31 protein-coding genes and 1 tRNA gene are annotated in these 26,704 nt (G+C 37.7%); 20 read left to right on the top strand and 12 right to left on the bottom strand.

Going from position 1 to position 26,704, the window contains the following annotated elements; all coding sequences use genetic code 11:
• Nucleotides 1-195: 195 nt before the first annotated feature.
• The 3 genes from htpG to NU09_RS01105 all read left to right on the top strand — a co-directional run bounded on the left by htpG (nt 196) and on the right by NU09_RS01105 (nt 3,313).
• Nucleotides 196-2,082: a molecular chaperone HtpG gene (gene htpG / locus NU09_RS01115; RefSeq protein WP_129749404.1), complete on the top strand. Its 1,887-nt coding sequence runs from the start codon at nt 196-198 to the stop codon at nt 2,080-2,082.
• Nucleotides 2,083-2,224: 142 nt separating this feature from the next.
• A complete protein-coding gene (locus NU09_RS01110; RefSeq protein WP_129749403.1) occupies nt 2,225-2,815 on the top strand; it encodes a hypothetical protein in 591 nt (196 codons plus the stop codon).
• A gap of 90 nt (nt 2,816-2,905) precedes the next feature.
• Entirely contained in the window at nt 2,906-3,313 is a 408-nt protein-coding gene (locus NU09_RS01105) for a DUF2721 domain-containing protein (protein WP_129749402.1), read from the top strand.
• Nucleotides 3,314-3,332: 19 nt separating this feature from the next.
• On the opposite strand, the gene NU09_RS01100 is transcribed toward NU09_RS01105, so the two are convergent.
• Nucleotides 3,333-3,938 carry a murein L,D-transpeptidase catalytic domain-containing protein gene (locus NU09_RS01100; protein WP_129749401.1) on the bottom strand — a complete coding sequence of 202 codons (606 nt, stop codon included), beginning with the start codon at nt 3,936-3,938 and terminating at the stop codon, nt 3,333-3,335.
• A gap of 123 nt (nt 3,939-4,061) precedes the next feature.
• Here NU09_RS01100 and NU09_RS01095 point away from each other — a divergent pair, with 123 nt between their 5' ends.
• The 9 genes from NU09_RS01095 (at nt 4,062) to NU09_RS01055 (ending at nt 11,372) form a co-directional block, all read left to right on the top strand.
• Complete coding sequence (locus NU09_RS01095; RefSeq protein ID WP_129749400.1) at nt 4,062-4,973, top strand: EamA family transporter; 912 nt, start codon at nt 4,062-4,064, stop codon at nt 4,971-4,973.
• Nucleotides 4,974-4,990: 17 nt separating this feature from the next.
• The gene (locus NU09_RS01090) at nt 4,991-5,344 is read left to right on the top strand and encodes a DoxX family membrane protein (protein WP_129749399.1); all 354 of its coding nucleotides are present in this window, start codon (nt 4,991-4,993) and stop codon (nt 5,342-5,344) included.
• 198 nt (nt 5,345-5,542) lie between these two features.
• Nucleotides 5,543-5,818, top strand: coding sequence for a DUF2805 domain-containing protein (locus NU09_RS01085; protein ID WP_129749398.1), 276 nt, complete (start codon nt 5,543-5,545; stop codon nt 5,816-5,818).
• Nucleotides 5,819-5,949: 131 nt separating this feature from the next.
• A complete protein-coding gene (locus NU09_RS01080; protein ID WP_129749397.1) occupies nt 5,950-6,228 on the top strand; it encodes a DUF2089 family protein in 279 nt (92 codons plus the stop codon).
• Nucleotides 6,229-6,233: 5 nt separating this feature from the next.
• Entirely contained in the window at nt 6,234-6,818 is a 585-nt protein-coding gene (locus tag NU09_RS01075) for a hypothetical protein (protein WP_129749396.1), read from the top strand.
• Nucleotides 6,819-6,824: 6 nt separating this feature from the next.
• Nucleotides 6,825-8,219 carry an alpha/beta hydrolase family protein gene (locus tag NU09_RS01070; RefSeq protein ID WP_129749395.1) on the top strand — a complete coding sequence of 465 codons (1,395 nt, stop codon included), beginning with the start codon at nt 6,825-6,827 and terminating at the stop codon, nt 8,217-8,219.
• Nucleotides 8,220-8,291: 72 nt separating this feature from the next.
• A complete protein-coding gene (locus NU09_RS01065) occupies nt 8,292-10,124 on the top strand; it encodes a peptidase M61 (RefSeq protein WP_129749394.1) in 1,833 nt (610 codons plus the stop codon).
• An 83-nt stretch (nt 10,125-10,207) separates the two neighbouring features.
• Nucleotides 10,208-10,537 carry a hypothetical protein gene (locus tag NU09_RS01060; protein WP_129749393.1) on the top strand — a complete coding sequence of 110 codons (330 nt, stop codon included), beginning with the start codon at nt 10,208-10,210 and terminating at the stop codon, nt 10,535-10,537.
• A 106-nt stretch (nt 10,538-10,643) separates the two neighbouring features.
• Nucleotides 10,644-11,372 (top strand): DUF4369 domain-containing protein, encoded by a 729-nt coding sequence (locus NU09_RS01055; protein ID WP_129749392.1) that lies wholly within the window; start codon nt 10,644-10,646, stop codon nt 11,370-11,372.
• 208 nt (nt 11,373-11,580) lie between these two features.
• On the opposite strand, the gene NU09_RS01050 is transcribed toward NU09_RS01055, so the two are convergent.
• The 5 genes from NU09_RS01050 to idi all read right to left on the bottom strand — a co-directional run bounded on the left by NU09_RS01050 (nt 11,581) and on the right by idi (nt 13,977).
• Nucleotides 11,581-11,654: transfer RNA gene (locus NU09_RS01050), tRNA-Thr, on the bottom strand.
• 79 nt (nt 11,655-11,733) lie between these two features.
• Nucleotides 11,734-12,000, bottom strand: a complete 267-nt coding sequence (locus tag NU09_RS01045) for a hypothetical protein (RefSeq protein WP_129749391.1) — start codon at nt 11,998-12,000, stop codon at nt 11,734-11,736.
• A 55-nt stretch (nt 12,001-12,055) separates the two neighbouring features.
• Complete coding sequence (locus NU09_RS01040; RefSeq protein WP_410501047.1) at nt 12,056-13,018, bottom strand: type I phosphomannose isomerase catalytic subunit; 963 nt, start codon at nt 13,016-13,018, stop codon at nt 12,056-12,058.
• 15 nt (nt 13,019-13,033) lie between these two features.
• A complete protein-coding gene (locus NU09_RS01035) occupies nt 13,034-13,444 on the bottom strand; it encodes a 6-pyruvoyl trahydropterin synthase family protein (RefSeq protein WP_129749389.1) in 411 nt (136 codons plus the stop codon).
• Nucleotides 13,444-13,977 (bottom strand): isopentenyl-diphosphate Delta-isomerase, encoded by a 534-nt coding sequence (idi, locus tag NU09_RS01030; protein ID WP_129749388.1) that lies wholly within the window; start codon nt 13,975-13,977, stop codon nt 13,444-13,446. The genes NU09_RS01035 and idi overlap by 1 nt, the downstream gene beginning before the upstream one ends.
• A gap of 122 nt (nt 13,978-14,099) precedes the next feature.
• Between idi and NU09_RS01025 the strand changes: the two genes are divergently transcribed.
• On the top strand, nt 14,100-14,492 hold the full coding sequence (locus tag NU09_RS01025) for a DUF1398 domain-containing protein (protein ID WP_129749387.1): 393 nt from the start codon (nt 14,100-14,102) through the stop codon (nt 14,490-14,492).
• A 1-nt stretch (nt 14,493) separates the two neighbouring features.
• Here the strand turns inward: NU09_RS01025 and NU09_RS01020 are convergent, their stop codons facing one another.
• The 3 genes from NU09_RS01020 to NU09_RS01010 form a co-directional block, all read right to left on the bottom strand.
• Nucleotides 14,494-16,050 (bottom strand): NAD(P)/FAD-dependent oxidoreductase, encoded by a 1,557-nt coding sequence (locus NU09_RS01020; RefSeq protein ID WP_129749386.1) that lies wholly within the window; start codon nt 16,048-16,050, stop codon nt 14,494-14,496.
• A gap of 49 nt (nt 16,051-16,099) precedes the next feature.
• A complete protein-coding gene (locus NU09_RS01015) occupies nt 16,100-17,161 on the bottom strand; it encodes a DUF2891 domain-containing protein (protein WP_129749385.1) in 1,062 nt (353 codons plus the stop codon).
• Nucleotides 17,162-17,226: 65 nt separating this feature from the next.
• Nucleotides 17,227-17,700, bottom strand: coding sequence for an SMI1/KNR4 family protein (locus NU09_RS01010; RefSeq protein WP_129749384.1), 474 nt, complete (start codon nt 17,698-17,700; stop codon nt 17,227-17,229).
• A gap of 127 nt (nt 17,701-17,827) precedes the next feature.
• On the opposite strand from NU09_RS01010, the gene NU09_RS01005 reads away from it, so the two are divergent.
• Entirely contained in the window at nt 17,828-18,064 is a 237-nt protein-coding gene (locus NU09_RS01005; RefSeq protein WP_129749383.1) for a hypothetical protein, read from the top strand.
• A gap of 68 nt (nt 18,065-18,132) precedes the next feature.
• Here NU09_RS01005 and recQ read toward each other — a convergent pair whose 3' ends face one another.
• The gene (gene recQ, locus NU09_RS01000; protein ID WP_129749382.1) at nt 18,133-20,331 is read right to left on the bottom strand and encodes a DNA helicase RecQ; all 2,199 of its coding nucleotides are present in this window, start codon (nt 20,329-20,331) and stop codon (nt 18,133-18,135) included.
• 88 nt (nt 20,332-20,419) lie between these two features.
• Here recQ and NU09_RS00995 point away from each other — a divergent pair, with 88 nt between their 5' ends.
• Genes NU09_RS00995 through NU09_RS00975 form a run of 5 tightly spaced genes read left to right on the top strand, consistent with a single transcriptional unit; the run spans nt 20,420 to nt 23,896 of the window.
• A complete protein-coding gene (locus NU09_RS00995; RefSeq protein WP_165357630.1) occupies nt 20,420-21,385 on the top strand; it encodes an SIS domain-containing protein in 966 nt (321 codons plus the stop codon).
• Nucleotides 21,386-21,422: 37 nt separating this feature from the next.
• Nucleotides 21,423-22,223 carry a twin-arginine translocase subunit TatC gene (gene tatC / locus NU09_RS00990; protein WP_129749381.1) on the top strand — a complete coding sequence of 267 codons (801 nt, stop codon included), beginning with the start codon at nt 21,423-21,425 and terminating at the stop codon, nt 22,221-22,223.
• 3 nt (nt 22,224-22,226) lie between these two features.
• Nucleotides 22,227-22,583 (top strand): carboxymuconolactone decarboxylase family protein, encoded by a 357-nt coding sequence (locus tag NU09_RS00985; protein WP_129749380.1) that lies wholly within the window; start codon nt 22,227-22,229, stop codon nt 22,581-22,583.
• Between the two features lie 20 nt (nt 22,584-22,603).
• The gene (gene lptB / locus NU09_RS00980; RefSeq protein ID WP_129749379.1) at nt 22,604-23,389 is read left to right on the top strand and encodes an LPS export ABC transporter ATP-binding protein; all 786 of its coding nucleotides are present in this window, start codon (nt 22,604-22,606) and stop codon (nt 23,387-23,389) included.
• 48 nt (nt 23,390-23,437) lie between these two features.
• Nucleotides 23,438-23,896 (top strand): GNAT family N-acetyltransferase, encoded by a 459-nt coding sequence (locus NU09_RS00975; protein WP_129749378.1) that lies wholly within the window; start codon nt 23,438-23,440, stop codon nt 23,894-23,896.
• A gap of 12 nt (nt 23,897-23,908) precedes the next feature.
• Here NU09_RS00975 and NU09_RS00970 read toward each other — a convergent pair whose 3' ends face one another.
• Both NU09_RS00970 and NU09_RS00965 read right to left on the bottom strand, forming a co-directional pair.
• A complete protein-coding gene (locus tag NU09_RS00970) occupies nt 23,909-24,790 on the bottom strand; it encodes a glycoside hydrolase family 25 protein (RefSeq protein ID WP_129749377.1) in 882 nt (293 codons plus the stop codon).
• Nucleotides 24,765-25,532 carry a CDP-alcohol phosphatidyltransferase family protein gene (locus tag NU09_RS00965; RefSeq protein ID WP_129749376.1) on the bottom strand — a complete coding sequence of 256 codons (768 nt, stop codon included), beginning with the start codon at nt 25,530-25,532 and terminating at the stop codon, nt 24,765-24,767. The genes NU09_RS00970 and NU09_RS00965 overlap by 26 nt, the downstream gene beginning before the upstream one ends.
• A gap of 181 nt (nt 25,533-25,713) precedes the next feature.
• On the opposite strand from NU09_RS00965, the gene NU09_RS00960 reads away from it, so the two are divergent.
• Complete coding sequence (locus NU09_RS00960; protein WP_129749606.1) at nt 25,714-26,700, top strand: PorV/PorQ family protein; 987 nt, start codon at nt 25,714-25,716, stop codon at nt 26,698-26,700.
• Nucleotides 26,701-26,704: the final 4 nt, after the last annotated feature.

Genomic DNA, 26,704 nt, shown 5'->3' with positions numbered 1-26,704 from the left:
TATCAGCGGGATTAGAATAAAAAACCTCGCAAACCCCCGCTGTAATTAATGTTTTCTTAAAATTTTCTTTTTTTAACAAATCAAAACCATTGATTACTGACAAACGTGGAAAACAAAATGTCAATTTGTCACCAAACGAGTGTTGGTATCTTATTTGAATAAGCACAATCAGAAAACAATAAAAAACATCATACTATGACAACAGGAAAAATTAATGTTTCGGTAGAGAACATATTTCCCTTAATCAAGAAATTTCTATACAGCGACCACGAAATCTTTTTACGTGAGCTGGTTTCAAATGCAACAGATGCTACACTTAAACTTAAACACCTTACAGGCATAGGAGAAGCCAAAGTAGAATATGGCAATCCTGTTATAGAGGTTAAGGTAGACAAGGAAGGTAAAAAGCTTCATATTATCGATCAGGGTATTGGTATGACAGGTGAAGAGGTAGAAAAATACATCAATCAGGTAGCTTTCTCCGGAGCTGAGGAGTTCCTTGAAAAATACAAAGACTCAGCTAAAGATTCAGGCATTATAGGGCACTTTGGTTTAGGTTTCTACTCAGCATTTATGGTTGCTGAAAAAGTAGAGATTATCACCAAATCTTATAAAGATGAGCCTGCAGTACACTGGACTTGCGACGGTAGCCCTGAGTTTACACTAGAGCCTTCTGACAAGACCGAAAGAGGTACAGAAATAATCCTGCACATTGCAGATGATTCTACAGAATTTTTAGAAGAGCACCGCATTAGCGAACTGCTTAAAAAATACAACAAGTTTATGCCGGTGCCTATTAAATTCGGTACCCGTACAGAAACACTTCCTAAACCGGAAGATGCTCCTGAAGATTACAAAGCAGAAGAGATTACGGTTGACAACATTATAAACAATCCTAACCCGGCATGGACAAAACAGCCTAGCGACCTTAACGAGGAAGATTACAAAAACTTCTACCATGAGTTATACCCGATGCAGTTTGAGGAGCCGCTGTTTAACATCCACCTTAATGTAGACTATCCGTTTAACCTTACGGGTATTTTATACTTCCCTAAACTTTCTGCCGATTTACAGGTTCAGAAAGACAAGATACAGCTATACCAAAATCAGGTTTTTGTTACCGATAACGTAGAAGGTATAGTACCGGAATTCCTTACCATGCTTAGAGGTGTAATCGACTCTCCGGATATTCCGTTAAACGTATCGCGTTCTTACCTTCAGGCAGATGGTGCCGTTAAAAAGATATCCAACTACATTACACGTAAAGTAGCCGATAAACTTAAATCACTGTTTACAGAAAACCGTGAGGACTTTGAGCAAAAATGGAACGATATTAAAATCGTATTGGAGTATGGTATGCTTAGCGAGCCTAAATTCTACGAGAAAGCAGGTGCATTTGTACTATACCCGACTGTAGACAACAAATTCTACACACTGGAAGAACTTAAAGAAGCCCTTAAAGCAAACCAGACAGATAAAGACGGTAAACTGGTAATACTTTATGCAAGCGATAAGGATGCACAGCACAGCTATATTGCAGATGCTAAAGAGAAAGGATACGAAGTACTTCTTCTTGACTCCCCTATCGTATCACACTTAATACAAAAATTAGAGGCCGATAACGAGAATCTTACTTTTGCACGTGTAGATGCCGATCATATAGACAAGCTTATTAAGAAAGACGACGAGCAGATCTCTAAACTAAGCGAAGAAGAAAAGGAAAAACTTAAAACCGTACTGGAAGAGATTGTACCTAAAACCACTTACAGCGTTCAGCTTGAGGCTATGGACAGTAATGCAGCTCCGTTCAGGATTACACAGCCTGAGTTTATGCGCCGTATGAAAGAAATGAGCCAGACAGGTGGCGGAGGTATGTTTGGTATGGGTAACTTCCCTGAAATGTACAACCTTATTGTAAACACTAACCACGAGCTTACATCAAACATACTTAACAGCGGAGACAAAACGCATCAGGAAGCATTGGTAAAACAGGCGCTTGACCTTGCCAAGCTATCTCAAAACCTTCTTAAGGGTGAAGAGCTTACCGCTTTTGTAAAACGTAGTTTTGACCTGATAAAGTAATTTCCATTTCGGGCGAAACATCGTGAAGTCGAGAAATCTCTCTTCAAAATAATTATAACAGACCTGTGGTGAGAGCCACAGGTTTTTTTATGTTTTTATAATCTGCTTAATTACTTAGTTTTGCGAAAAATTTTAAAAAGCTATGAAAACACACATTACACTCGCCCTGTTTTTTATATGCAGCATACTTACCGCACAGGATTTTAATGTTGTAGACTGGAACCCGGAATATAAATTAACGTTGGCCGATTTCAAATCGGAAAGCACACAAATAGGAGAAACAAACCTTTATAGTGTTTACAGTTCTGCCAGTTTAGATTATGGCGTACAAATGACCAATATAGAGTTTATGCTTACCAAAAACTTTAATTCTAAAGTAAGCAACAGGTTTTTTCCTGAATCGGCTATTATAATCGCACCTAATGAGGAAACAGCATTAAAAATGGTAGATTTTGCCCAATATGAATTTGACGCCTGCGAACTGTATGCCCGAAAATTCAGGAAAATGCTTTATGAGGAAAAAGGTACTTTTTCAGATATTAGTTATGTACAACCATTATTTGATAATATAAGAAGAGAGTATGCCGACAGGACTGCCAAAGCAGGAAAAGCAACCGACATAGGTCAAAAAAGTGAAGAACTTAAAAGGCTTCACGAAGAGGTGCTGAAAGAAATTGAAGAACTCGCTGATTTTTGCAAAACCTGCAAACCAAAGAAAAAGAAGAAAAAATAACCGAGAAGCCTGCATCGAAAGTTGCAGGTTTTTTGTTAAAGGCTTCATTAAAAAAAGTATCTTTATAACACCATTTCACAAACCTGATTTATGAATCTTTCCCTTGAAACCCCGGCTCTTTTATTTTCGGCAACATCATTAATCCTGCTTGCTTATACCAACAGATTCCTTACCATTGCCACTATAGTTCGCGGGTTAAAGAAAAACTACGACGAAAACGAAACAAAAAGTATATTACTGGAAATACAAAACCTCAACAAAAGACTGACCTTAATACGCCACATGCAGATGTACGGAGTATTAAGCCTGTTCTTTTCGGTATTTGCAATGGCATTATTATTTGTAGGCAGTAACCTTTGGGGCACCTATATTTTCGGGCTAAGCCTGTTACTTTTATTAGCATCGTTTGCTGTTTCCTTTTGGGAAATAAGCATATCGGTAAAAGCATTAAGGGTTCACCTTAGCGATTTACTTGAAGAAGCGAAGAAACACAGTTAACCTAATCAACAAATCCACTCTATTCTATAATCCATAACAAAACAGGCTTGGTTGTCTGTTTCAGCTTTTCATCCAGTTTCTTCATAAAAATATCTGACACCGCAGGGCAACCCCAACTAAGCGGACTATATTGAGGATAGATTTCCCTGTTTGACACGGCATCCCAAGAGTGTAATACCACTACCCTGTCTACTGCATTGTTATTGCTTTCTTCCAGTCCGTGCAGCCAGTATTTTACATTAATACCCCACGAACTGTAATCCCGTTTTCCAACCTTATATTTCCCTTTGGAAGAACAATGACTGTCGGCTCTGTTACTGAATTTGGCAGTTTGGTATTTATATGGGTTATCGTCAAACTTATCGCAGCTGCCGTGTGTAACCAGATTCTTGTCGGTAACAAGCGTATCTTTAAAACTATATACAAAGAAGCGGTTCTTACCAGAATGTACACTCATGTCTACCAAAAAATAGTAATCTTCGCTAAAACCTTTTTCTTTACAAAAGGTAAGCGCTTCGGTATGTATGGCAGAATAGTCTTTTTCGGTTACTTTAGGCTCCTCTTTTTTAGTTCCTGAACAACTAAAAACAGAAAGCAGTAACAGTAAGTATAATTTGGCAGTCATATAGTTAAGATGTAGGTTATTACCTATAACTATATTTTTAGTTGATTTAGTATATTAACCATAAACATAGTTTTAACTTATTGGTAAAAACTTAAACAGTAACTTTGTTTTTCAATAAAACAAATGGGCAAGAATATATTAAAAGGCGTTTTTTTAGTTGGCCTGGGCGCTACCAGCTACGGTATGCTGGCCACTATGGTAAAACTTTCTTATAAAGAAGGTTATACCACTGCCGAAGTAACCTCATCCCAAATACTTTTAGGCATAGTTGGCATGTTACTCATTAACCTCTTTCAGAAGAAAAGAAACGGGGACACACAAGTAAAAGCTACAAACAAAGACAAACTTCATCTTATAATAGCCGGTACATCAACAGGATTTACAAGTGTATTTTATTACCTGTCGGTAATATACATACCTGTTTCTATGGGAATTGTGTTACTTATGCAAACCGTATGGATGGGTGTAGTACTGGAATCGCTGCTTACCAAAACCCTGCCTTCCGCCAAAAAAATAGTAGCCGTTATTATCGTACTTATAGGCACGGCAATGGCGACCAATTTACTTAACACAAACGAGATCCCCGACTGGAGAGGTATTGTATTAGGCCTGCTTGCGGCAGCTGCCTTTACGGCCACAATGTTTGCTTCTAATAAAATAGCAGTGCATCTCTCCTCTTCAAAAAGGAGTCTTTACTTTTTATATGGTGGTGCAGTAATAGTACTTATTTATACTGCATTTACCTGGACAGGAAATTATAACATGGATATTTTTATTAAATATGGACTGGTACTGGCTTTATTCGGCACCATTATTCCGCCGCTGTTATTAAACACAGGCTTTCCTTTAACCGGTATTGGTTTGGGTAGTATAGTTTCTTCGTTGGAGCTTCCGGTATCCGTAACTATGGCTTTTGTACTCCTGCATGAAAAAGTAACTGCTGTACAATGGACAGGCATAGCCCTTATAATTGCTGCTGTTGTAATAATGAATATTGGCAACCGGAACAAATCCGGCAATTATGAGTATATTTGATATAAAATCAATTAGTTATGAGCTTACCCTGGCACTTATATGTAATGGCTACACTGTATATACTTGCAGGGCTTAACCATTTTAGGGTACCAAAGATTTACACTAAAATTATACCGCCGCTTTTTCCGGCTCCAAAAGTGCTAAATATCCTAGCCGGATTAGCCGAAATAGTTTTAGGTGTATTATTATGTTTTCCTTTTGCAACATCGTATGCAGCACTAGGTATAATGGCATTACTTATAGCCATATTTCCTGCAAATATGTATATGTATCTTAATGATAATGTTTCGTTAGGATTATCTAAAACTATACGATTTATAAGGTTACCTCTACAAATTGTATTGTTATACTGGGCCTATTGCTATGTTTAAATTTGCTTTAAAAAAATATCTCTTTAAAAAAATTTAACCCTTATTTGATATTTTTTTAAAAAACTGCAACGTTAACCCCTTAATACTGAAACCTTTTTAAAAAAACACAAAAATTTACGGAACCCTTACAATCAAACATTTTTTTTAGTAATATTGATTAAACTTTAAACTATTATTTGATATTAATGTTTTCATCTGATGAAAAAGAGTAACCACGAACTTGACAAAGCGGCTATAGAAAGGATAGTAACTTTGGCTCAGGAAGAAAGGAAGCCTTTCGAGGAGATTAAAAAAGAATTTGGCTTATCCGAGAAGGAAGTAACCGAAATTATGAAAAAGAAACTGCAGGCTGATAATTTTGAACTGTGGAAGAAAAAAGTAGCTGCTAAAAAACCAAAGCCTAAGCCACAAAACTTCAGTGATTTGGAAGATGATGATTTGGATTCGAAGTATTACTTTAAGAACAAATTTTAAAACTTATATAACTCCCGAATGGGAGTTTTTTTATATCCAAAATTTAATCTTTAATAATTTTTATTTTAACTTTATTAAAGTTTAGTTTAATTTTATTAATATTGCAATACAATTAAGTAAACAATATTAACATGATACCTAAACTGCCCATTACATGCCCCAGTTGTTCGTCATCGCTGAATGTTTCTCAACTGGCCTGCCCCTCGTGCAGCACTACTGTTAGCGGCAACTTTCCCTTACCTGTATTATTGCGGCTTAACCAGGAAGAACAGGATTTTATACTCCAGTTCTTTTTAACCAGCGGCAGCCTTAAGGAAATGGCTTCACAAATGGGAATAAGCTATCCTACAGTAAGAAACAGGCTTGACGACCTTATCAGTAAAATAAAACAACTGCAAAACCAGGAATAACCACCATGAAAAAATTACTATTTAACCCCTTTGAAAAGTACACGGAGAAACAGCTATTTATAACAGGCTTTATAATGGCTGCCTTATGCTCCTTAGTTGCCTATTATCTTAATGCCCGCTTTGACGGTATACTTGACATGCATCTTGTAAACGATGTAAGATTTGAAGCTCCTTTTATAGATAATCTTATCAATATAGTTACCCTTTCCGTGTTTCTTTTTGCCGCAGCCATTACTGTAAATAAAAAGACCCGAATAATAGATATCCTTAATACTGTACTTATTGCAAGAATTATCTATTGTTTCTTACCTATATTCAATCCGGAATTCATTTCTCCCGGAATAGATGAAAAATTACTTTCTATAGACCCACAAGACCCACAATCACTAAATCTTACAGCTTTAGACTATACCGCAATAGGAATTACAGCTATTGTAATGATTGGGGCACTGGTATGGTATATCACATTATTGTATAACGGATTTAAAACGGCCAGTAATTCTAAAAAGGTAGCACACACTATAGCTTTTATACTGGCTATTATTATTGCAGAAGTAGTTTCATCCCTATTGATTTCAACTATTAACTAAAACATTATGAAAAAACTTATTACCCTTATAACACTGTGTTTTGCCAGTATTGCATTTGCTCAGGATATTACAGGCACATGGAACGGATTATTAAAAGTACCGGGCACAACAGTTCGCCTTGTTATTAATATTACACAAACCGAAACCGGCTATTCCGCAACTATGGACAGTCCTGATCAGGGAGTAACAGGAATTCCCGTAACAACCATAAGTTTTGAAAATAACACCCTTGCCTTTGCTATTCCGGCAGGACAGCTGGAGTATAACGGAACTATGGAAAACAACATTATAAAAGGTACCTATAAACAAAAGGGGTATGAAATTCCGCTTGACTTAGGAAGGGATGAAATAAAAATAGAAAAACCAAAAAGGCCACAGGAGCCACAGCCTCCCTATGGCTACTATACTGAAGACGTAACTTTTAAAAACGAAAGCGCGGGAATAACTTTAGCCGGAACACTTACATTACCTAAAAAAGAAGGCAACTACCCTGCTGTAGTACTAATAAGTGGTAGCGGCCCTCAGGATAGGAATTCTGAAATACTGGATCACAAACCTTTCTTGCTACTTGCAGATTACTTAACTAAAAACGGTATTGCCGTACTTCGTTTTGACGACAGAGGTGTTGGCGAGTCAAAGGGTGTTTTTGCTACCTCAACTTCTGCCGATTTTTCTACTGATGCCGAAGCCGCTTTTAATTACCTTAAGTCAAGACCGGAAATAAACAAAAACAAGGTTGGACTGATAGGGCATAGTGAAGGCGGTATGATAGCCCCAATGATAGCGGCCAGAAACAATAGCGTTGCTTTTCTGGTACTTATGGCAGGTCCCGGAATATCAGGTGATGAAATTTTAATGAAACAAAACTACCTTATAAACAAGGCAGGTGGTATGCCGGAAGAAGAGCTTCAAAAACTGGGTTCTGTAAACAGAAAGTTATATGATGTGATTTTAAAGGAAACCGACAAGAACACTATAAAATCAGGATTATCTCAAATTTACAATACCGAGATGAAACCTTTATTCCTTGAAAAAGGTATTCCACAGGAACAGGTTGATCAATATACAGAAATGCAGATTGCAGAGCTTACCTCTCCATGGTTCCTGTATTTTATCCGATACAATCCTGCCCCAAATCTGGAAAAAGTAAAATGCCCTATACTGGCAATTAATGGCAGTGAAGACCTGCAGGTACCGCCACAGGAAGATCTTGCAGGCATAAAAAATGCAACAGCTAAAGGCGGAAACAAAAAGGTTACAACGAAGGAACTGCCTAACCTAAATCACTTATTCCAGGAATGTACAACCGGAGAGGTGTCGGAATATGAAACCATAGAACAAACCATTGCTCCTGTAGCCTTAAATGAAATATCAACCTGGATTAAGCAACAGGTAAAATAATTTCAAAAAAAATCATAATAATCTGTAACATCCTCATGTTTTGATATACATATACGTACCAAAAAACAGCAAATGAGAACAATTATTAAAACAATTGCACTCGCTTTATCTGTGTGCAGTGTTGCAACAGCTCAAAAGCATGAGGATGTACAGGTTGCTATAGACCTGAAAAATGTTACTAACGACAAAGTACAGGTTACTGTTACCGCTCCAAAACTGGACGACAAAACCACTACTTTCTACATTCCGAAAATTGTACCCGGAACATACTCCAGCGACAATTACGGTAAGTTTATAGACGACTTTAAGGCTTATGACAAAAAAGGACGTGAGCTTAAGGTTGAGCATCCTGATGAAAACTCATGGAAAATAGCCGATGCCAATAAACTTGTAAAAGTTACTTACTGGGTAAACGACACTTATGATATTGAAGGAACAGGTGTTCACGATATATTCTCTCCGGCAGGAACAAACATTGCAGCAAATGACAACTTTGTATTAAACACTCACGGATTTGTAGGTTACTTTGAAGGCAAGAGCGAATTGCCTTATGTACTTACCATATCGCACCCTGCCGATTTATGGGCCTCAACCTCTTTTATAGACGAGGATACAAGTAATGAGACAGACATATTTAAATCACCGAGATACCCTGATGTGGTAGATCATCCTATTATGTATTCTAAGCCTGATTACACGACCTTTACGGTAGATGGCATGGAAATTCTTATTAGCGTATACTCTCCTGGCGGAAAGGTAAAAGCCGCCGATATAACTCCGGACATGGAAACCATGATGCGTGCTCAAAAACGTTTTTTAGGAGCTATAAACAGCACTAAGAAATACAGTGTGCTGATTTACCTAACCGATATGGAAAAACCGGATGCCAGAGGATTTGGAGCATTAGAACACACAATATCCACTACTGTGGTTATGCCTGAAATGATGCCTCTTGACCAGCTTATATCAACCCTGAAAGATGTGGTATCTCACGAGTTCTTTCACATTGTGACTCCGTTAAGCATACACTCAAATGAAATTCATTACTTCAACTATAACACCCCTAAGATGTCTGAACATTTATGGATGTATGAAGGTGTTACCGAATATTTTGCCAATCTGTTCCAGGTAAACCAGGGACTCATAACCGAAGATGAATTTTATGCCCGTATGGCCGATAAGATTGCGCAGTCTAAGCAGTTTAGCGAAACAATGAATTTCACTAAAATGAGTAAAAACATACTTGAGTCTCCGTACAAAGATTCTTACTACAATGTATACCTTAAAGGTGCGCTTATTGCGATGTGTATTGACATACAGATAAGAGAAAACACCAACGGTGAAAAAGGGATTTTAGACCTTATGAGAAACCTTTCGGCAGAATATGGAAGTAACAAACCTTTTAATGACAATGACCTTTTTGCGGATATAGCAAAACTTACTTCACCACAGGTAGAAGATTTTTTAAAGGTTTATGTAAGTGGCGACACACCTATTCCTTATGACGAGTATCTGGCGAAAATGGGGGTAACCCAAACCATTGTCGAAAAGAAAGGGACACCATTCCTTAAAAACGAAGAAATCCCTTATGTAACCATAAACAAGGATAAGGAAATCGTACTACTTCCTGTAGAAGGCAATGCATTTATGGATACTCTGGAACTTAAAACAGGAGACATTATAACATCCGTTAACGGAACAGCGTACAACCTTGATAATATTTACGATCTTATCATGACAAGCATGAGCTGGAAAGACGGTGAAGATATTACACTAAAAATTAAGCGCGAAGGCAAGGAACAGGATGTAAAAGGTAAAGTTGTTTTACCTACAGAACAGGTGGAAGGTTACCATGCTTCAATCGAAAGTAAAACCAAATTAAAGGAGGCCTGGTTAAAAGGTTAACACTTTGGTATCCAAAATTTTATTATATTTAAGCCCTATAATCAAAGCTGTTTAACACAAAGCGGCAAAAAAACCTTACTATTATGAAAGCATTATTTATCATATTTTTCATGGGATTAAGCTTTACCGCTTTTGCCAACAATGGTAATAACGGCAATAATACCACACCAAATCCTACAGAAAACAATACAACAGTTACTCACACCAACAAAGAAACCAAGACAGAAAAGACGACCAAGGTTTCAGCCATTAGAACTGAGGACACTACTGTTGTAAAAACAGTTTCCAAAAAAGAGACTACCAGAGTATGTACAACAGGTACTGAAGCTCCGGGATATGGAATAGGATCGTTTTTTGTTGAGTTTGTTCATAACAGCAACAAAAAACTGGCAAGAATGTTTTTAGACGATTAACAATTTATACATACCAAAAAAAATGCTGCTTTAAAGCAGCATTTTTTATTTATCTAAACAGGTAAATTTTATTACTTTGCGAAAAATTTAACCGCTTTATTAACTTATGAAAAAAACTATTTTGGCCCTGTTTGCCGCTGTAACACTTTTTGCTTGTAACGACGATAAAAAAGCCGACACCAACCTGCATATTACAGGTAACATTAGAGGCTTTAAACAGGGTACACTCTATATAAAGAAACTCCAGGACACTTCTTATGTTACTCTGGACAGTATAATAATTAAAGGGAATTCAAGTTTTAAAAGCGATTTAAACATCGATTCGCCTCAAATGCTATACCTTATACTGGACAGAGGGCAAACAAATTCTATGGACGATAAATTAGCGTTTTTTGCCGAACCTGGTAATATGACCATCAATTCAAATATTGAAGGTTTCTATTCCAGAGCAAAAATTACGGGATCGGAAAACCAGAAGATATATGAAGAATTCCTTCAGCATAGGAAACGTTATATAGATATTGACCTTGACCTTACCCAAAAAAGTATTGAGGCAATTCAAAATAACAACCTGAAACAAATAGACAGCATCAGTGAGAAGAAAGAACAGCTTTTAAAACGCAGGTACCTAATCACTGCTAATTTTGTTATCAATCATTCAGATCACGAAGTAGGGCCATACATTGCCCTTTCTGAAATTCACGATATCAATATAAAATATCTGGACACGATGCAAAAGAGCATGACTCCTAAAGTAGCAGAATCACACTACGGAAAAATATTAACCGAACTTTTAGAGGACAGAAAAAAAGATGAGGCCGCAGAAGTGAAATAAGCTTTTTAAAACTCCGATAAAATAAAAACAGCAAGGTTTACACCTTGCTGTTTTTATTTTAAGATATATGCATTAGATGCAGGGCACCAAAACTGTAGAAGTAACATTCAACATTTTGCCATTACTACTAAAAATAGAACAACCGTGCAAAAAAGAAATAACTTATAAAAACAAAAACCGCTTCATAAATGAAGCGGTTTTTTTATTGAGCCGATGGAGGGACTCGAACCCACGACCTGCTGATTACAAATCAGCTGCTCTAGCCAGCTGAGCTACACCGGCATCTCAATACGGGTGCAAATATAAGACTGGTTTTGAATTTTCCAAAAAAAAATTTGCACTTTTTTATTGAAATTTTTCCTTACAGCGCGTTGATTTTTGCAACAAGCTGACCAGCAGATTCTTCCAGTTCTTTATTAATTTGTCTGAAATGATCTTTTTTATTTTCTACGTTTTTTTGGTTAATTTTTGAAATTAAGTTATCAAAAACAGTAATAGCTTCATCTATAATAGCTTCCGACTCTTTTGTTGGTTTCCCCTGAGTTGTCATCTCCCAAATGTAAACTGCCTCGATAATATCTCCTAAAACGTAATTAATGTCCTTCTTTAAAGTTTTTACACTTGCCATCTTATTTTTGTTTTTAAATTTTATGCAAAATTACAATTAATTTTTTCCTCCGTTGTTAAGAAATACATATTTCTAGCAACGTAGCGTCTCCGCTAAGCTCAAATGCTTTTAATGCAGCAGGCACTAATATGGTATCGCCCTTTTTAAACGAATAGCTTTTACCATCAGTTTTAAAGCTATATTCTCCTTCAGTACATATATAAACAGTAAAGCTGCTGCCATCCTTATCAACAGAAGCCGTTCCGTTTAAAGGAAAGTAACTTGTGGTAAAATAAGGGCAGTCTACCATTACATTTCCTGTATTAAGTGTTTGTGTGTACTGCTTTTGTGTATCGGTAGTATTGTAGTTCATGGCATCAAGAGCCTGCTCAACGTGTAATTCTCTTGAATTACCATTAGCATCTATCCTGTCCCAGTCATAAATACGATAGGTAATATCAGATGTCTGCTGTATTTCAGCAATAACAATCCCTGCACCTATTGCATGTATGGTACCTGTTTCAAGGAAAAACACATCACCCTTTTTAACCTCAACCTCATTAAGAATCTCAATAAGGTTTTTATTATTAAGGTGCTCCAAATACTCATCTGGACTTGATTTGTGTTTAAAGCCTACAATTATCCTAGCTCCTTCATCAGCCTGCATTACATACCACATTTCGGTTTTACCAAAAGAGTTATGTCTCTGTTTAGCCAATTCGTCATTCGGATGAACCTGTATGGAAAGATCTTCCCTTGCATCCAGAAACTTAAACAGTAAAGGAAATTGTGTCCCAAACTGATCGTGTATTTTCCTTCCAAGAATCTCCTGAGGAAACTGTTCTAAAAGTTGGCTTAAGGGTTTGCCCTTATAAGCTCCTTCCCTAACAACACTAACGTCTCCCGGTACAGCGGAAAGCTCCCAGCTTTCACCTGTTGTTTGTGTAGGTATGTTTTTACCTAAATCGGTTTTGAGTTTGGTACCTCCCCAAATCCTGTCTTTTAAAATTGGTTCAAAAACCAGCGGATATAATTCCATTATAATACTTATTATTTAGATGCCTTTGTAAGTTACAAAATTCCTTGGGGTTTCATACAATACCACCTCAAGGTCCATTTGAGAGTCGATACGCCTTCTTATCCTGTTCCATATCACTACCACTATATTCTCGGCAGTTGGGTTAAGATCTTTGAATTCCGGCACATCAAGATTAAGGTTCTTATGATCAAAAGGCACCTCAACCTCTTCTGCAATAATATCCTTCAGCACTTTAATATCTATCACATAACCTGTTTGCGGATCTATTTCCCCTGTAACACCAACTATAAGCTCATAGTTATGCCCGTGAAAATTAGGGTTATTACATTTCCCGAAAACAGTATCATTCTGCTCTTCACTCCAGTCTTTACGATAAAGGCGGTGTGCGGCATTAAAATGTGCTTTTCTGCTAACAGTAACTCTCATTATTGCGGTAATTTATGATCTTCAAGATAATGATAAAACTCCTCAAATATAATTCTGAACCAAACTGTGTATACCTCGGGATTGGCTTTCATATCCTCCTTCACATCATCAATACTCATCCATTTCCAGCTTTCGGCTTCTTCACTGTTAATATTAGGTTCGTCATTGTAGTAACCAATCATTACATGATCCAGTTCATGCTCAGTAAGTCCATTATCAAAAGGAGCCTTATAGATAAATGAAAACAGCTCTTTAAGTTCGGTTTTAATTCCCATCTCCTCCATAAGCCTGCGGTTACCGGCCTCAATATTAGTTTCACCTTCACGCTGATGACTGCAGGTGGTATTTGTCCACAATAATGGGGAGTGGTATTTATCTGCTGCCCTTTGCTGCAGCATTATTTCGTTTTTAGAGTTCAATACAAAAACGGAGAATGCCCTGTGTAATAAAGCTTTTTCATGTGCTTCCATTTTTGGCATCAGTCCTATCTGTTCGTCTTTTTCGTTTACAAGTATTACTTTTTCTTCTGTCATCTTTATATAATAGCTTTCAAAAATAAGAAAATATTAGCGGAAAAGAAGCCTATTACCTATTAGATCATATTTATTGGACACCAATATTTTATGTATCTTTGATATAATAAATTTTATAGAGTATGTTCACAATTGACCAAATTAAGGAAGCGCACTCTAAAGTTAAAAGTGGTGCAGACTTTCCACAGTACATTCAGGACCTTATAGCCCTTGGGGTAATTCATTACAATACCTATGTAAAAGACGGCCATACCGTATACTGGGGCTGTGACAATTACCGCATACAGTCACCCCCTAAATATGACAATCTTCTGGTTGCAGATACCGGAAACATGAGCGATTTTATACATCACCTCAACGCCCATCAGGCAGGAGAAACCGATTATCCGCAATTTTGTAAAGATGCTGCCAACGATGGTGTGGAAAAATGGGTTGTTGATATGGTAGAAATGACTTGTATCTATTATGACAGGGCAGGACATAAAATTTATGAAGAGGAAATACCGACTCCATAAATTAATTCAGTTCTTCAGCACATTTTATAGCACATTTCTCACCATCTATTGCAGCAGAAATAATACCTCCGGCATATCCGGCACCTTCACCACAAGGATAAAGCCCCTTTATCTGCACATGCTCTAAAGTATACGGATCACGCGGTATACGCACAGGTGATGACGTCCTCGATTCCGGCGCATGTAGTATGGCTTCATTGGTTAAATATCCTCTCATAGATTTACCAAAATCTACAAACCCCTGCCTCATTACCTGTGTAAGGAATCCCGGGAACACCTGTCCTAATTCAACCGAAGTTGTACCCGGCACATAAGATGTTTTAGGAATATCGGCCGAAACCTTACTTTGGGTAAAGTCTATCATGCGTTGCGCAGGCACTTTTTGGGTTTCCCCTGCCAGATGCCATGCTTTCTGCTCAATACTTTTTTGAAATTCCATTCCGGCAAGTGCACCAAATTTTGCAAACGGTTTAAAATCTTCCAGCTTCAATTCTACTACAATACCTGAGTTTGCTGTAGCCTGATTCCTTTTAGAAGGTGACCAGCCATTGGTAACAACCTCACCCGGACTGGTAGCACATGGTGCTATAACCCCACCCGGACACATACAGAAAGAATACATACCCCTGCCGTTTACCTGCTTTACAATACTGTAAGGCGCCGGCGGTAAATATTCTCCCCTAAAATCACAGCTGTACTGTATACTGTCGATTAAAGTTTGTGGATGCTCTGCCCTTACACCAAGCGCAAAAGGTTTGGCCTCGATAAATATCTTTTTGCGGTCCAGAAGTTCAAATATATCCCTGGCAGAGTGGCCAGTAGCAAGTATGATTTTTTTTGCATTGATAATATCCCCATTTTGGGTAACAACGCCATCAACCTCGTTATTTTTAAGCAAAATATCGGTTACACGGGTATCAAAAAGTACCTTACCGCCATACTCGATAATCTTTTCACGCATGGACTTTATTATCTTAGGCAGTTTATTGGTACCTATATGCGGATGTGCCTCTACCATGATATTATCGGCAGCACCAAAAGCCACGAACAGTTTAAGAATTCGGTCTACATCACCACGCTTTTTAGATCGGGTATACAGCTTACCGTCAGAATAGGTTCCTGCACCTCCCTCACCATAACAATAGTTGGAATCTTCGTTTACAACATGGTCTCGGTTTATTGCCTTTAGGTCACGCCTGCGCTCCTGCACATCCTTACCCCTTTCTAAAACTATAGGTTTAACACCCAGTTCTATTAACTGAAGGGCAGCAAATAATCCTGCAGGGCCGGCGCCAACAATAATAACCTCCTGACTGTTTGAAACATCTTTATACTCCGGTAACGGAACAGTGTTTTCCTCAAAAGTTTCCTTCCAGTATACGGCAACCTTAAGATTTATCTTAATAGCTTTTTGGCGCGCATCTATAGAGCGCTTTATAACCGCAATATGATTAATCTCTTCAGGCTTAACCTGCATAAGTTTAGCTACATGAGCTATAAGTAAATGCTGCTGTGCAGCTACCTCTGGGGCAACCTGTATCTGGAGTTCTCTTGGCATGCCGCAAAAATAATCAATATTTAGAGATTATTTTCACTTAAAAACAAACCTACTTAAGAGCAGCCTTCTCTTCAAAAGCATGCAGTGCAAACGAAGCCAGCCAGTGTTCTCCTTCATAATTACCGTCTACTATGGCAGGCAACGAATAATTAAAATGCTCATTAGCCAAAGGTACAAGATGGTTAAACTGTCTAGGATACTGACTTGCCAGCCTGTACATATTCCATGCACGGCTAAAGTTTAATCCGTCAAGATGCACAAGATGTCCGTCACTTCTGTCAGACACCTTGCCAGGCTCCCATTTGTAGTTTTTATCAAACAATGGTTTGGCAAAATCCTTAAGCCATTTTAAAAATTCTTTTTCAGGCATTACGCGTTGCATAATACCCATTTCTTCCATACAAGGCGAAAGAAAATCGGTTCCGCTGGGCTCCCACGCAAAAGGACAATCACCATCATTCTTAAATAAGCGGAGTGCATTATCCCTAATTACATTTTGCAGTTCAGTGTTTTTAGAATACACTGCATAATCCCAAGCCAGCGACATACCAAAAGCAGTATTAGTGTGTGTTCCCACCCTAACCGGATAATTAAGTTTTGGCAAAAACTCAATATATCTTGACGCGATAAGATCTGATAGCGATTTTACATTGTCTGCCAGTTGTTTTACCTCAGCAATATCGGACGTTTCTAACTCCAACTGAAGCTTTAGAAGCCAAGCCCAACCGTATGTACGCTCATACGACTTTTCATGCTCTTTGCTCAGGTAAGCTATTTCTTCCGCTATATTTTCTTTAGAAAGATTTACTTTCAGCTTACTGATTATCTCCTCTTTTCTGTCAATATCCGGAAAACGCTTTAACAGATAGACCAGGCTCCAGTGCCCGTGTACCGAAGAATGCCAGTCGAAACATCCGTAAAAGGCAGGGTGCAGTTCTTTAGGCCCGCCAAGTTCCGATTCATCAATCAATAACTGGCTTAGTTTATTAGGATATTCCTTTTGCATGCACTTTAGCGGAAGCCCGGCAAGTCCGTTAGCCCTTTCTAAAGTAAGTTCCTGTGCAAAAGAAAATGAGGTTATAAATAAGGCGGTAAGTAAATAGTGTTTCATTTTTTTATTAGTTAGGTTTACTAAGTATTAAATTATGATTAGTAATAAAAAGGAAAGCGAACAGATTAAAAAGGATTTCCACCTTGTTTTACCGCTCCTATTTGAGACTCTATGAATTTTTGCAAACTAGTAGAAGTCAAATGCGAATATCCATTAAAATTAATTTCAAAATAATGAAATCCTTCATATACCGCAGGATTGTTTCCTTCATCAAGATAAACATATAAAAACTGATCGCCAGCATTATACACATCTATTACAAAAAAAGGCCTTTCTATTGAAAGATTATCCTCATCAAGTAATTCTCTAACAAAATCCTGCATCTCTTGTTGTGAATTAAAAATGCCATAATCAAGAATATAACAATATTCACCTGCCAAAAAGAGCAGCTCTTTTAAGGCTTTTGGAAAAGGCTTTCCATTATTGTACAACAATTCAAGATCTTCAATCTCAGCTAATGAAACAGATTTATTTTTCAAATCAGGATGTCCAAAATTATACGGATTCAACTCTAACACTTTTAAATATTCAATTTCCATATGCAATACTATATCTCCGGATAAATATAAAAGTTTGAATCATTAAAACCTATAAGAATATAGAAAAGACTTTACCTGTTAGGCAAACTTTGTAACTTTGCCACTCTTTAACTTAGCTACTCTAAAAATGAGAAAAATAAAACTGATATGGGATTTTAAAGGGCCTGCCGGAGCAAAAACCGCAGAACACCATGAAATTCATTTAAAAGAATATATAGCAATAGAAAAACTGCCGTTAAACATCACCGGGTTTGAAGTCCTAACCGATATGCACGCTATAGCGTACATGGTAGTTACCGATGAGCACATGATACAGGTACGCGATGCATTGAAACCTCATCGTGGTGAACTTTATGAGCAGTAGTATATTGATATCAATAAAAAAGCCCTGAGAAATCTCAGGGCTTTTTTATTATTTTATCTATTGCTAATTTAATTAGCAACTTCACTTATAAATTTAATACGCATAAGCCTTAGTTCTTCGGTATCATAATCACCGTCAAACTCTTTTAGTGCATCCTTAATATTATCCGACTCCGATTCCATATAATATTCATGGATTTCTTCCTGCTGGTCTTCATCCAGTATTTCGTCAATCCAGTATTTGATATTCAGCTTGGTACCTGAATAAACAATCTGCTCCATTTCTTTAAGCAATGCATCCATATCAAGGCCTTTAGCGCTTGCAATGTCGTTAAGCGGAAGCTTCCTGTCTATATTCTGGATGATATATAATTTAAGCGCCGAGTTAGCTCCTGTAGACTTCACCACAAGATCATCCGGCCTTATAATATCATTATCCTCAACATAGCGTTCAATAAGCTCTACAAAGTCCTTACCGTATTTTTTAGCCTTACCTTCACCTACACCGTGAACATTACCAAGTTCTGCTATAGATACCGGGTACTTTAAGGCCATATCTTCAAGAGATGGATCCTGGAACACCACAAATGGCGGAACTCCAAGCTTTTTAGCCACTTTTTTACGAAGATCTTTAAGCATACTTACAAGAGCCTCATCAGCTACCCCTCCGGCAGATTTACCTGTCGTAACGGTAGTTTCATCGGTTTCATCGCCATAATCATGATCCTCTGTCATCATGAATGATTTAGGATTAGCAATAAACTCCTCTCCTTTTTTGGTAAGCTTTAAAACACCGTAAGTTTCAATATCTTTTGACAGATACCCTTCAACCAGCACTTGTCTGATCAGGGCCATCCAATGTTTTTCATCATATTCCTTACCTTTCCCAAAGAAAGCCTGAGAATCGGTCTTATGCGCTTTTATTAGAGCATTCACCTTTCCGGTAAGAGTAAATATAACCTCTTTGGATTTATACATTTGTTTGGTATCCCTAACCGTTTCCAGCAAAGTAACCACCTGGTCTTTTGCTTCTGATTTTTTCTTAGGGTTACGAACATTATCATCCATATCGGCACCTTCTCCCGTCTCGTCGTCAAATTCCTCCCCAAAATAGTGAAGCAGGAATTTCCTTCTTGACATAGAAGTCTCAGCATAGGCAACAACCTCCTGTAACAATGCGAAACCAATTTCCTGCTCTGCTACCGGTTTGCCCGACATGAATTTTTCAAGTTTCTCAATATCTTTATACGAGTAGTACGCCAAACAGTGTCCTTCACCTCCGTCACGGCCGGCCCTACCTGTTTCCTGATAATAACTTTCAAGTGATTTAGGGATGTCATGGTGTATAACAAAACGCACGTCCGGTTTATCTATACCCATACCAAAAGCAATGGTTGCCACCACCACATCCACATCTTCCATAAGGAACATATCCTGGTGCTTGGCACGTGTTTTAGCATCAAGTCCTGCATGGTATGGCACCGCACTGATACCGTTTACCTGTAGCACCTGTGCTATTTCCTCAACCTTTTTACGGCTAAGGCAATAAATAACTCCTGATTTCCCTTTGTGCTGCCTGATAAAACGAATAATATCCGATTCTACGGTTTTTGCTTTAGGCCTTACTTCATAATACAGGTTTGGCCTGTTGAAAGATGCCTTAAACACATTGGCATCAGACATATCAAGGTTTTTAAGTATGTCTTCCTGAACTTTTGGTGTTGCTGTTGCGGTAAGACCTATAACAGGCACATCACCCAACTGTTTAATAATGCTCTTAAGGTTACGGTATTCAGGCCTGAAGTCATGACCCCATTCCGAAATACAATGAGCCTCATCAATAGCCACAAAAGAAAGCTCTACTCCTCTTAAAAAAGTAACATATTCTTCTTTGGTAAGCGACTCAGGTGCAACATATAAAAGTTTTGTTATTCCCGAAGTTATATCCTTCTTTACCTGGTTAACTTCTGTTTTTGTAAGAGACGAGTTAAGTACGTGGGCAATTCCTGGTTCTGATGAAAGGCTCCTTATGGCATCAACCTGGTTTTTCATCAGCGCAATGAGTGGGGAAACTACAATAGCTGTTCCATCGAGTGCCAGAGCAGGTAACTGGTAACATAGTGATTTTCCGCCACCTGTAGGCATTATAACAAATGTATTGTTCCCTGTAATGATACTTTTTACAACATCTTCCTGGAGACCTTTAAATTTGTTAAAACCAAAATATTTTTTTAACTCTTTGTGTAAGTCAATTTCGGTCGATTTCATTATTTATTAATAGTAAATTACATAAATTTGCAGAACATAAAGATACAAAAATCTTTAATACGCACAACTTTTTAAACATTTCGCAAGTTTGATAAATACACAAGCAATACTGGCTTCTGCCAGGAAAACCATACTTTCTGAAAGTGAGAGCATTGCTAACCTTATTCAATATTTAGATGAGGATTTTGCAAAAGCTGCCGAGATAATTTACCAGAGCAAAGGCAGGCTGGTTGTAACCGGAATAGGCAAAAGCGCTATTATTGCAAACAAAATGGTTGCCACCCTTAACTCGACCGGAACACCTTCATTATTCCTTCATGCTGCCGAAGCCATTCATGGCGATTTAGGCATGGTACAACCCGGTGATGTTGTTATATGTATTTCAAAAAGCGGTAACAGTCCCGAAATAAAAGTACTGGTACCACTACTAAAACGCTTTGGCAACGTACTTATTGGAATGACTGCCAATAAAAATTCGTTTTTAGGAAAAGAATCCGATTACGTACTTCATGCGTATGTAGAAAATGAGGCATGCCCTAATAATCTTGCCCCAACCAACAGCACCACAGCACAGCTTGTTTTAGGCGATGCATTAGCCGTTTGCCTTATGGAGCTTAACAACTTTAAAAGTGAGGATTTTGCAAAATATCATCCGGGCGGAGCACTTGGTAAAAAACTGCTGCTTCGTGTAGGCGATATGCTTGACGATACTCATAAACCGGTTGTTAGTCCTGACTGCAGCATCAAGAAAGCTATTGTTGAGATATCAGAAAAAAGGCTTGGTGTAACTGCTGTTGTGGAAAATGAAAAAGTAATAGGTATAATTACCGACGGAGATATAAGGAGGATGCTTAACGACCGTGATAACATTGCAGGTGTTTTGGCCCGCGACATCATGACGCATAATCCTAAAACAATAAAATCTACCGATATGGCTGCTGATGCTCTTAACACCATGGAAAACTTTAGCATCACACAACTTGTGGTAGTGGATAATGGCGAATACAAAGGCATCCTGCATTTACACGATATTTTAAAAGAAGGAATAGTTTAATATGGCTCAAAAAGCAAAAAAAAGCAACTCTGGCGAAATGTCTTTCCTGGATCACCTTGAAGAGTTAAGGTGGCTGCTTATAAGGAGTACCGTTGCAATTTTAATAGCTGCCTGCGTAGCTTTCGCTTTCAGCAAATTTATTTTTGACGAAATAATTTTTGCACCAAAAGACGGCAATTTTATCACTTATCGCTTTTTTTGCGACCTGGCCAACAAATATGATCTTGACAAGAGTTTTTGCGTAACCGAAATTCCTTTTGAGATACAAAGCCGCCGCATGGATGGGCAGTTTTCTACCGATATATGGACAGCCATAACCGCAGGTTTTATTTTGGCTTTTCCATTCATATTATGGGAATTCTGGAAATTTATAAGGCCGGCACTTTATGATAAGGAACGTAAGTATGCTCTCGCATTTTTATTCACCACTTCTACCCTGTTCTTTTTAGGTGTATTATTTGGGTATTATTTAATAGTTCCCCTCTCCATAAACTTTTTAGGAACATACAGGATTAGTGATGTGGTTAAAAATGACATTGACCTTGACTCCTACCTTAGCTTGGTTAAAACTACAGTAATATCGTGTGGCCTGATTTTTGAGCTGCCAATAGTAATATATTTCCTTTCTAAAATAGGGCTTGTTACCGCCGCCACTCTAAGAGGCTACAGGAAGTTTGCTTACGTAATAATGCTTATAGTAGCTGCTGTAGTAACGCCTCCTGACGTGGTGAGTCAGATTATAGTAACTATACCACTAGCTATTTTATATGAAATAAGTATTCTTATTTCGGCCAGAATGGAGAAAAAAGAATTAAAAACAAATGAGCTAAAAAAATAAACCATGGCTGATTTAGTACAGGAATTTAATGATTACCGCCAAAAAATGAACGACAAACTTCTGGCGGATAACAACAAAATAATAAAACGTATTTTTAACCTTGATACCAACGCCTATATGGAAGGTGCCCTTGATGTAAAAACCAAGGAACTTTTAGGACTGGTTGCATCGGCAGTACTTCGTTGTGACGACTGCATAAAATACCACCTTGAAACGTGCCATAAAGAAGGTCTTAACAAAGAGCAGGTTATGGAGGCACTGGGTATTGCAACACTTGTAGGTGGAACCATAGTAGTACCTCACCTAAGGAGAGCTTACGAATTTTGGGAAGCTCTGGAAGAAAACAGCAAAGGCGAATAACGTACAAGAAACCTGAAAACATGAAATTAAGAGCAGATAACTTAATAAAAACATACAAAGGACGAAGCGTAGTAAAAGGCATCTCTGTTGAAGTGAATCAGGGTGAAATCGTTGGTCTTTTAGGACCTAACGGTGCCGGAAAAACCACTTCATTCTATATGATTGTAGGGCTTGTAAAACCTAACAGCGGTAAGATTTACCTTGATAATATGGAAATTACCGATTTCCCTATGTACAAACGTGCTCAGCATGGTATAGGTTATCTTGCCCAGGAAGCTTCTGTTTTCAGAAAATTAAGTATAGAAGACAATATACTTAGCGTACTACAGCTTACCAATCTTTCTAAAAAAGAACAGGAAGCTAAAATGGAAGCGCTTATTGATGAGTTCTCCCTGCAACACATACGTACTAACAGAGGCGATCTTTTATCCGGCGGTGAGCGAAGAAGAACAGAAATTGCACGTGCACTGGCTACCGACCCTAAATTTATTCTTCTCGATGAACCTTTTGCTGGAGTAGACCCTGTAGCGGTTGAGGATATTCAGCGTATTGTAGCACAGTTAAAAAATAAAAATATCGGCATTCTTATAACCGACCATAACGTACAGGAAACCCTGGCCATTACGGATAAAACCTATCTTATGTTTGAAGGAGGGATATTGAAAGCCGGTGTACCGGAAGACCTGGCAAGTGATGAAATGGTTCGTAAAGTATACCTGGGACAAAATTTTGAGCTAAGAAAGAAAAAGCTCGATTTCCAGCAACATGCTGCACCAAGCAATGTTCCTGATGAAGAAAATTTTTAAAATTCAATATAAGCGCGGTTATCCGTGCTTTTTTATTAACCTGACACAATGATACAATTAAAACGAACTGACTCATCTGACACAGACTTCAGGAATCTTGTAATGGAACTTGACAAATTTCTCACTATCCTAAACGGTGAAAAACATGCTTTTTTTGCTCAACATAATAAAACAGGCCTGATAAGACATACGGTTGTTGCATTTCATGAAGAAATACCTTGTGGCTGCGGAGCAATAAAGGAGTATGAACCTGAAATTATGGAAGTAAAGCGTATGTTTGTTTATCCTGATAAACGCGAGCTGGGAATTGCCACAAAAGTTTTAAATGACTTAGAGCAATGGGCTTTAGAATTGGGATATAAAAAATGTATTCTTGAAACAAGTAAAGAATTAAAAGCCGCAATAAGCCTTTACACTAAAAACGGCTATAGTATTATTCCAAATTACGGACAATATAAAGATGTGGAAAGCAGCATCTGTTTCGAAAAACAACTAACAAACAATTAAACCATCATAGTTTTATTGCCTCAATTCAAGCGTATGATTTTTTAGCTCATCATAATTACCGTTATAGATATTTACATCCACATTTCCGTCAATACCTTCAATAGCTGCTTTATCGGTAAATTGCCAAAAGTGCCATTCTTTTCTTATCTCGTCTTCAAAGAAACTGTAATTGGCAATCCATACTGTATAGCCTTCAAATTCCTTTTTTAAAAAATCGGTATAAAAACTTTCTCCACTGTAAATTATAGGTTTTACACCATAGTGACCTTCCACCTTATCCAGCCAGCGCTTTAAACCTACTTTAAGGCTATCCATGCTTTGTTTACTCGGAATTTTTTCAATATCCAATACAGGTGGCAAATCTCCCTTTTCAAGCTTAACCGTACTGATAAAATTCTCTGCCTGCTTAATTGAATTTTCGTTGGGTCTGTAGTAATGATAAGCCCCTCTTATAAAACCCTTTTTACCGGCCTGTTTCCAATTCGTTTTGTATTGACTGTCGGTTTTGTTTTTCCCTGCGGTAGAACGGATAAAAACAAACTTCATAGCATAATGTTCATTCTCCCCATGCACCTTGTCCCAATCTATCTTTCCCTGATACTGCGATATATCAAATCCAAAAACCTTATCCTTGTGTCGGGAAACAATCTCATATATCCTTAAATCGGCAATTTTACGCTCTTCTTTGGTAAGAGTTTCAATACGCTTATTGGTTTTAAAACCCAGATAATATAAAAAACCATTGCGATAATGATACCCTACAGCAACAATAAAAGACAATAGCAAAATAAGGAAAGAATACCTGAGTATTTTTCCCGGAGTTATTTTTTTAGCCTGTTTAGGTTTAGGCTTACGTATTTTTTTTGCGTTACTCTTTTGCGGATGGGCTTTCATGAACCTTTTTAGCAGACATATTGTTGATTACCGACAATATTACATAAAAAAGGATAATAAGCGGTATGGCAAAATACTGGAAAAAGAATAATAACAGAATAGACACTATAAGGAACACAAACTGAATCTTGTTACGTTCCCAGTTAAAATATTTAACCTTAAGTGAGAATAAAGGTATTTCTGCATTTAACAGGTATGCACTAAGAGCACTTATACCTGCCAGTATAAACGGATTACTCAACCATTCAAAAACAAGTCCTACTCCCCCTGTTTTATCTAATATAACAGGTAGGCTCATAATAAACAAAGCATTTGCAGGTGTTGGTAAACCTATAAAAGAGTCTGTCTGACGTTCGTCAATATTAAATTTAGCAAGTCTGTAGCAAGATGCAATTGTTATAATAAAACCAACAAACGGCAGGATACCTAAATAAGCATTATCGGCACTTAAATTAGCATCATCCCTTAGGTCGGCTATATTAGCAAGAAGCTGATACATTGTAACACCCGGCACTACACCACTGGTTACCATATCTGCCAAAGAGTCTAATTGTAGGCCGAGTTTACTCTGTACCTTGAATATCCTGGCAAAAAAACCATCCCAAAAATCAAAAAAGATACCCATACAAACCCAAAAGAATGCCATTTGAAGATTTGTATTGAAAGCATAAACAAGTGCAATTAATCCTGAAGTAAGATTTAATAATGTAATTACGTTAGGAATGTGTTTTTTAACAGACATAGTTCTACAATTTTACTGCAAAGTTAACACAATAAGTTAATAGAAATAGAGTTTAGTAATTGAGATTTTTATTTCATATTTGCACAAATTAACAGCGTTGAAGAAGAAATTTATATTTCCCATACTATTTTTTTGCTTTTTAAGCCAGGCTCAATCGGTTAGAAAGTACTCCAATGAGTTCATGAATATTGGGGTAGATGCTGCTGCACTGGGCATGAGCAATGCTGTTACTGCCAGTACCGGCGATGTAAATTCCGGCTACTGGAATCCAGCCGGACTCTTAAAGGTAAAAGACAAACAGCTCGCACTGATGCACGCCAGTTATTTTGCAAATATCGCACAGTATGACTACGCCGGATTTGCCATGCCAATAGACGACAGAAGTGCTTTTGGCTTATCCGTTATCCGTTTTGGGGTAGACGACATCTTAAACACCACTCAGTTAATAGACAGCGAAGGGAATATAGATTACAACAGGATCAGTCTGTTTTCAACGGCCGACTATGGTGTTACCTTATCCTATGCCCGCTCGTTACCTTTAGATGGGTTACAATATGGGATTAATGCCAAAGTTATCCGCAGGATAATCGGAGATTTTGCCGATTCATGGGGTTTTGGTTTTGATATCGGATTACAGTATCAAACTAAAGATCAATGGAATTTTGGTTTAATGCTTAGAGACATCACAACAACTTACAATGTATGGAATATAAACGAAGAAGCTTTTGACGCTATTCGTGATGCAGTACCGGGCGAGAACCAGGAACTACCTGAAAGCAGCGAGATTACTTTACCAAAAGCACAGCTGGGCTTTTCAAAAAAATTCATAATCCGTTACGATTACAGTATATTAGCTGCCGCAAACATCAACATGCAGTTTGCACAAACCAACGACCTTGTATCTACAGAGTCGGTGAGTTTTGACCCTGCCTTTGGTTTTGAATTCGGATATATAGATTTAGTATTCCTTAGAGGTGGTGTAGGTAATTTTCAAAACATAAGGGAATTAGACGGAAGCGGTAAGTTAAGCTATCAGCCAAATATTGGTTTAGGCTTTAAATACAAGGGCATAGAAGTAGACTATGCTTTAACTGATATTGGCGACCAAAGTGCTGCATTATATTCAAACATCTTTTCTTTAAAAATAGATTTAGGACTCTTTAGATAAAAAA

Origin of the sequence: Flavobacterium beibuense (genome assembly GCF_004151245.1) — a bacterium.
GTDB classification, from domain to species: Bacteria; Bacteroidota; Bacteroidia; order Flavobacteriales; family Flavobacteriaceae; genus Flavobacterium; species Flavobacterium beibuense_A.
This window is presented reverse-complemented; position numbering and strand designations above follow the sequence as displayed.

Coding starts and splice junctions, on each gene's coding strand:
- NU09_RS01070 (WP_129749395.1), top strand. CDS start 6,825: ATGAAAAAACTTATTACCCTTATAACACTGTGTTTTGCCAGTATTGCA.
- tatC (WP_129749381.1), top strand. CDS start 21,423: ATGTCTTTCCTGGATCACCTTGAAGAGTTAAGGTGGCTGCTTATAAGG.
- NU09_RS01055 (WP_129749392.1), top strand. CDS start 10,644: ATGAAAAAAACTATTTTGGCCCTGTTTGCCGCTGTAACACTTTTTGCT.
- NU09_RS01020 (WP_129749386.1), bottom strand. CDS start 16,050: ATGCCAAGAGAACTCCAGATACAGGTTGCCCCAGAGGTAGCTGCACAG.
- htpG (WP_129749404.1), top strand. CDS start 196: ATGACAACAGGAAAAATTAATGTTTCGGTAGAGAACATATTTCCCTTA.
- NU09_RS01045 (WP_129749391.1), bottom strand. CDS start 12,000: ATGGCAAGTGTAAAAACTTTAAAGAAGGACATTAATTACGTTTTAGGA.
- NU09_RS00975 (WP_129749378.1), top strand. CDS start 23,438: ATGATACAATTAAAACGAACTGACTCATCTGACACAGACTTCAGGAAT.
- NU09_RS01015 (WP_129749385.1), bottom strand. CDS start 17,161: ATGAAACACTATTTACTTACCGCCTTATTTATAACCTCATTTTCTTTT.
- recQ (WP_129749382.1), bottom strand. CDS start 20,331: ATGAAATCGACCGAAATTGACTTACACAAAGAGTTAAAAAAATATTTT.
- NU09_RS00960 (WP_129749606.1), top strand. CDS start 25,714: ATGAATATTGGGGTAGATGCTGCTGCACTGGGCATGAGCAATGCTGTT.
- idi (WP_129749388.1), bottom strand. CDS start 13,977: ATGACAGAAGAAAAAGTAATACTTGTAAACGAAAAAGACGAACAGATA.
- lptB (WP_129749379.1), top strand. CDS start 22,604: ATGAAATTAAGAGCAGATAACTTAATAAAAACATACAAAGGACGAAGC.
- NU09_RS01100 (WP_129749401.1), bottom strand. CDS start 3,938: ATGACTGCCAAATTATACTTACTGTTACTGCTTTCTGTTTTTAGTTGT.
- NU09_RS01105 (WP_129749402.1), top strand. CDS start 2,906: ATGAATCTTTCCCTTGAAACCCCGGCTCTTTTATTTTCGGCAACATCA.
- NU09_RS00985 (WP_129749380.1), top strand. CDS start 22,227: ATGGCTGATTTAGTACAGGAATTTAATGATTACCGCCAAAAAATGAAC.
- NU09_RS01110 (WP_129749403.1), top strand. CDS start 2,225: ATGAAAACACACATTACACTCGCCCTGTTTTTTATATGCAGCATACTT.
- NU09_RS01075 (WP_129749396.1), top strand. CDS start 6,234: ATGAAAAAATTACTATTTAACCCCTTTGAAAAGTACACGGAGAAACAG.
- NU09_RS01005 (WP_129749383.1), top strand. CDS start 17,828: ATGAGAAAAATAAAACTGATATGGGATTTTAAAGGGCCTGCCGGAGCA.
- NU09_RS01065 (WP_129749394.1), top strand. CDS start 8,292: ATGAGAACAATTATTAAAACAATTGCACTCGCTTTATCTGTGTGCAGT.
- NU09_RS00970 (WP_129749377.1), bottom strand. CDS start 24,790: ATGAAAGCCCATCCGCAAAAGAGTAACGCAAAAAAAATACGTAAGCCT.
- NU09_RS01010 (WP_129749384.1), bottom strand. CDS start 17,700: ATGGAAATTGAATATTTAAAAGTGTTAGAGTTGAATCCGTATAATTTT.
- NU09_RS01060 (WP_129749393.1), top strand. CDS start 10,208: ATGAAAGCATTATTTATCATATTTTTCATGGGATTAAGCTTTACCGCT.
- NU09_RS01035 (WP_129749389.1), bottom strand. CDS start 13,444: ATGAGAGTTACTGTTAGCAGAAAAGCACATTTTAATGCCGCACACCGC.
- NU09_RS01095 (WP_129749400.1), top strand. CDS start 4,062: ATGGGCAAGAATATATTAAAAGGCGTTTTTTTAGTTGGCCTGGGCGCT.
- NU09_RS01090 (WP_129749399.1), top strand. CDS start 4,991: ATGAGCTTACCCTGGCACTTATATGTAATGGCTACACTGTATATACTT.
- NU09_RS01080 (WP_129749397.1), top strand. CDS start 5,950: ATGATACCTAAACTGCCCATTACATGCCCCAGTTGTTCGTCATCGCTG.
- NU09_RS01040 (WP_410501047.1), bottom strand. CDS start 13,018: ATGGAATTATATCCGCTGGTTTTTGAACCAATTTTAAAAGACAGGATT.
- NU09_RS01025 (WP_129749387.1), top strand. CDS start 14,100: ATGTTCACAATTGACCAAATTAAGGAAGCGCACTCTAAAGTTAAAAGT.
- NU09_RS01085 (WP_129749398.1), top strand. CDS start 5,543: ATGAAAAAGAGTAACCACGAACTTGACAAAGCGGCTATAGAAAGGATA.
- NU09_RS00965 (WP_129749376.1), bottom strand. CDS start 25,532: ATGTCTGTTAAAAAACACATTCCTAACGTAATTACATTATTAAATCTT.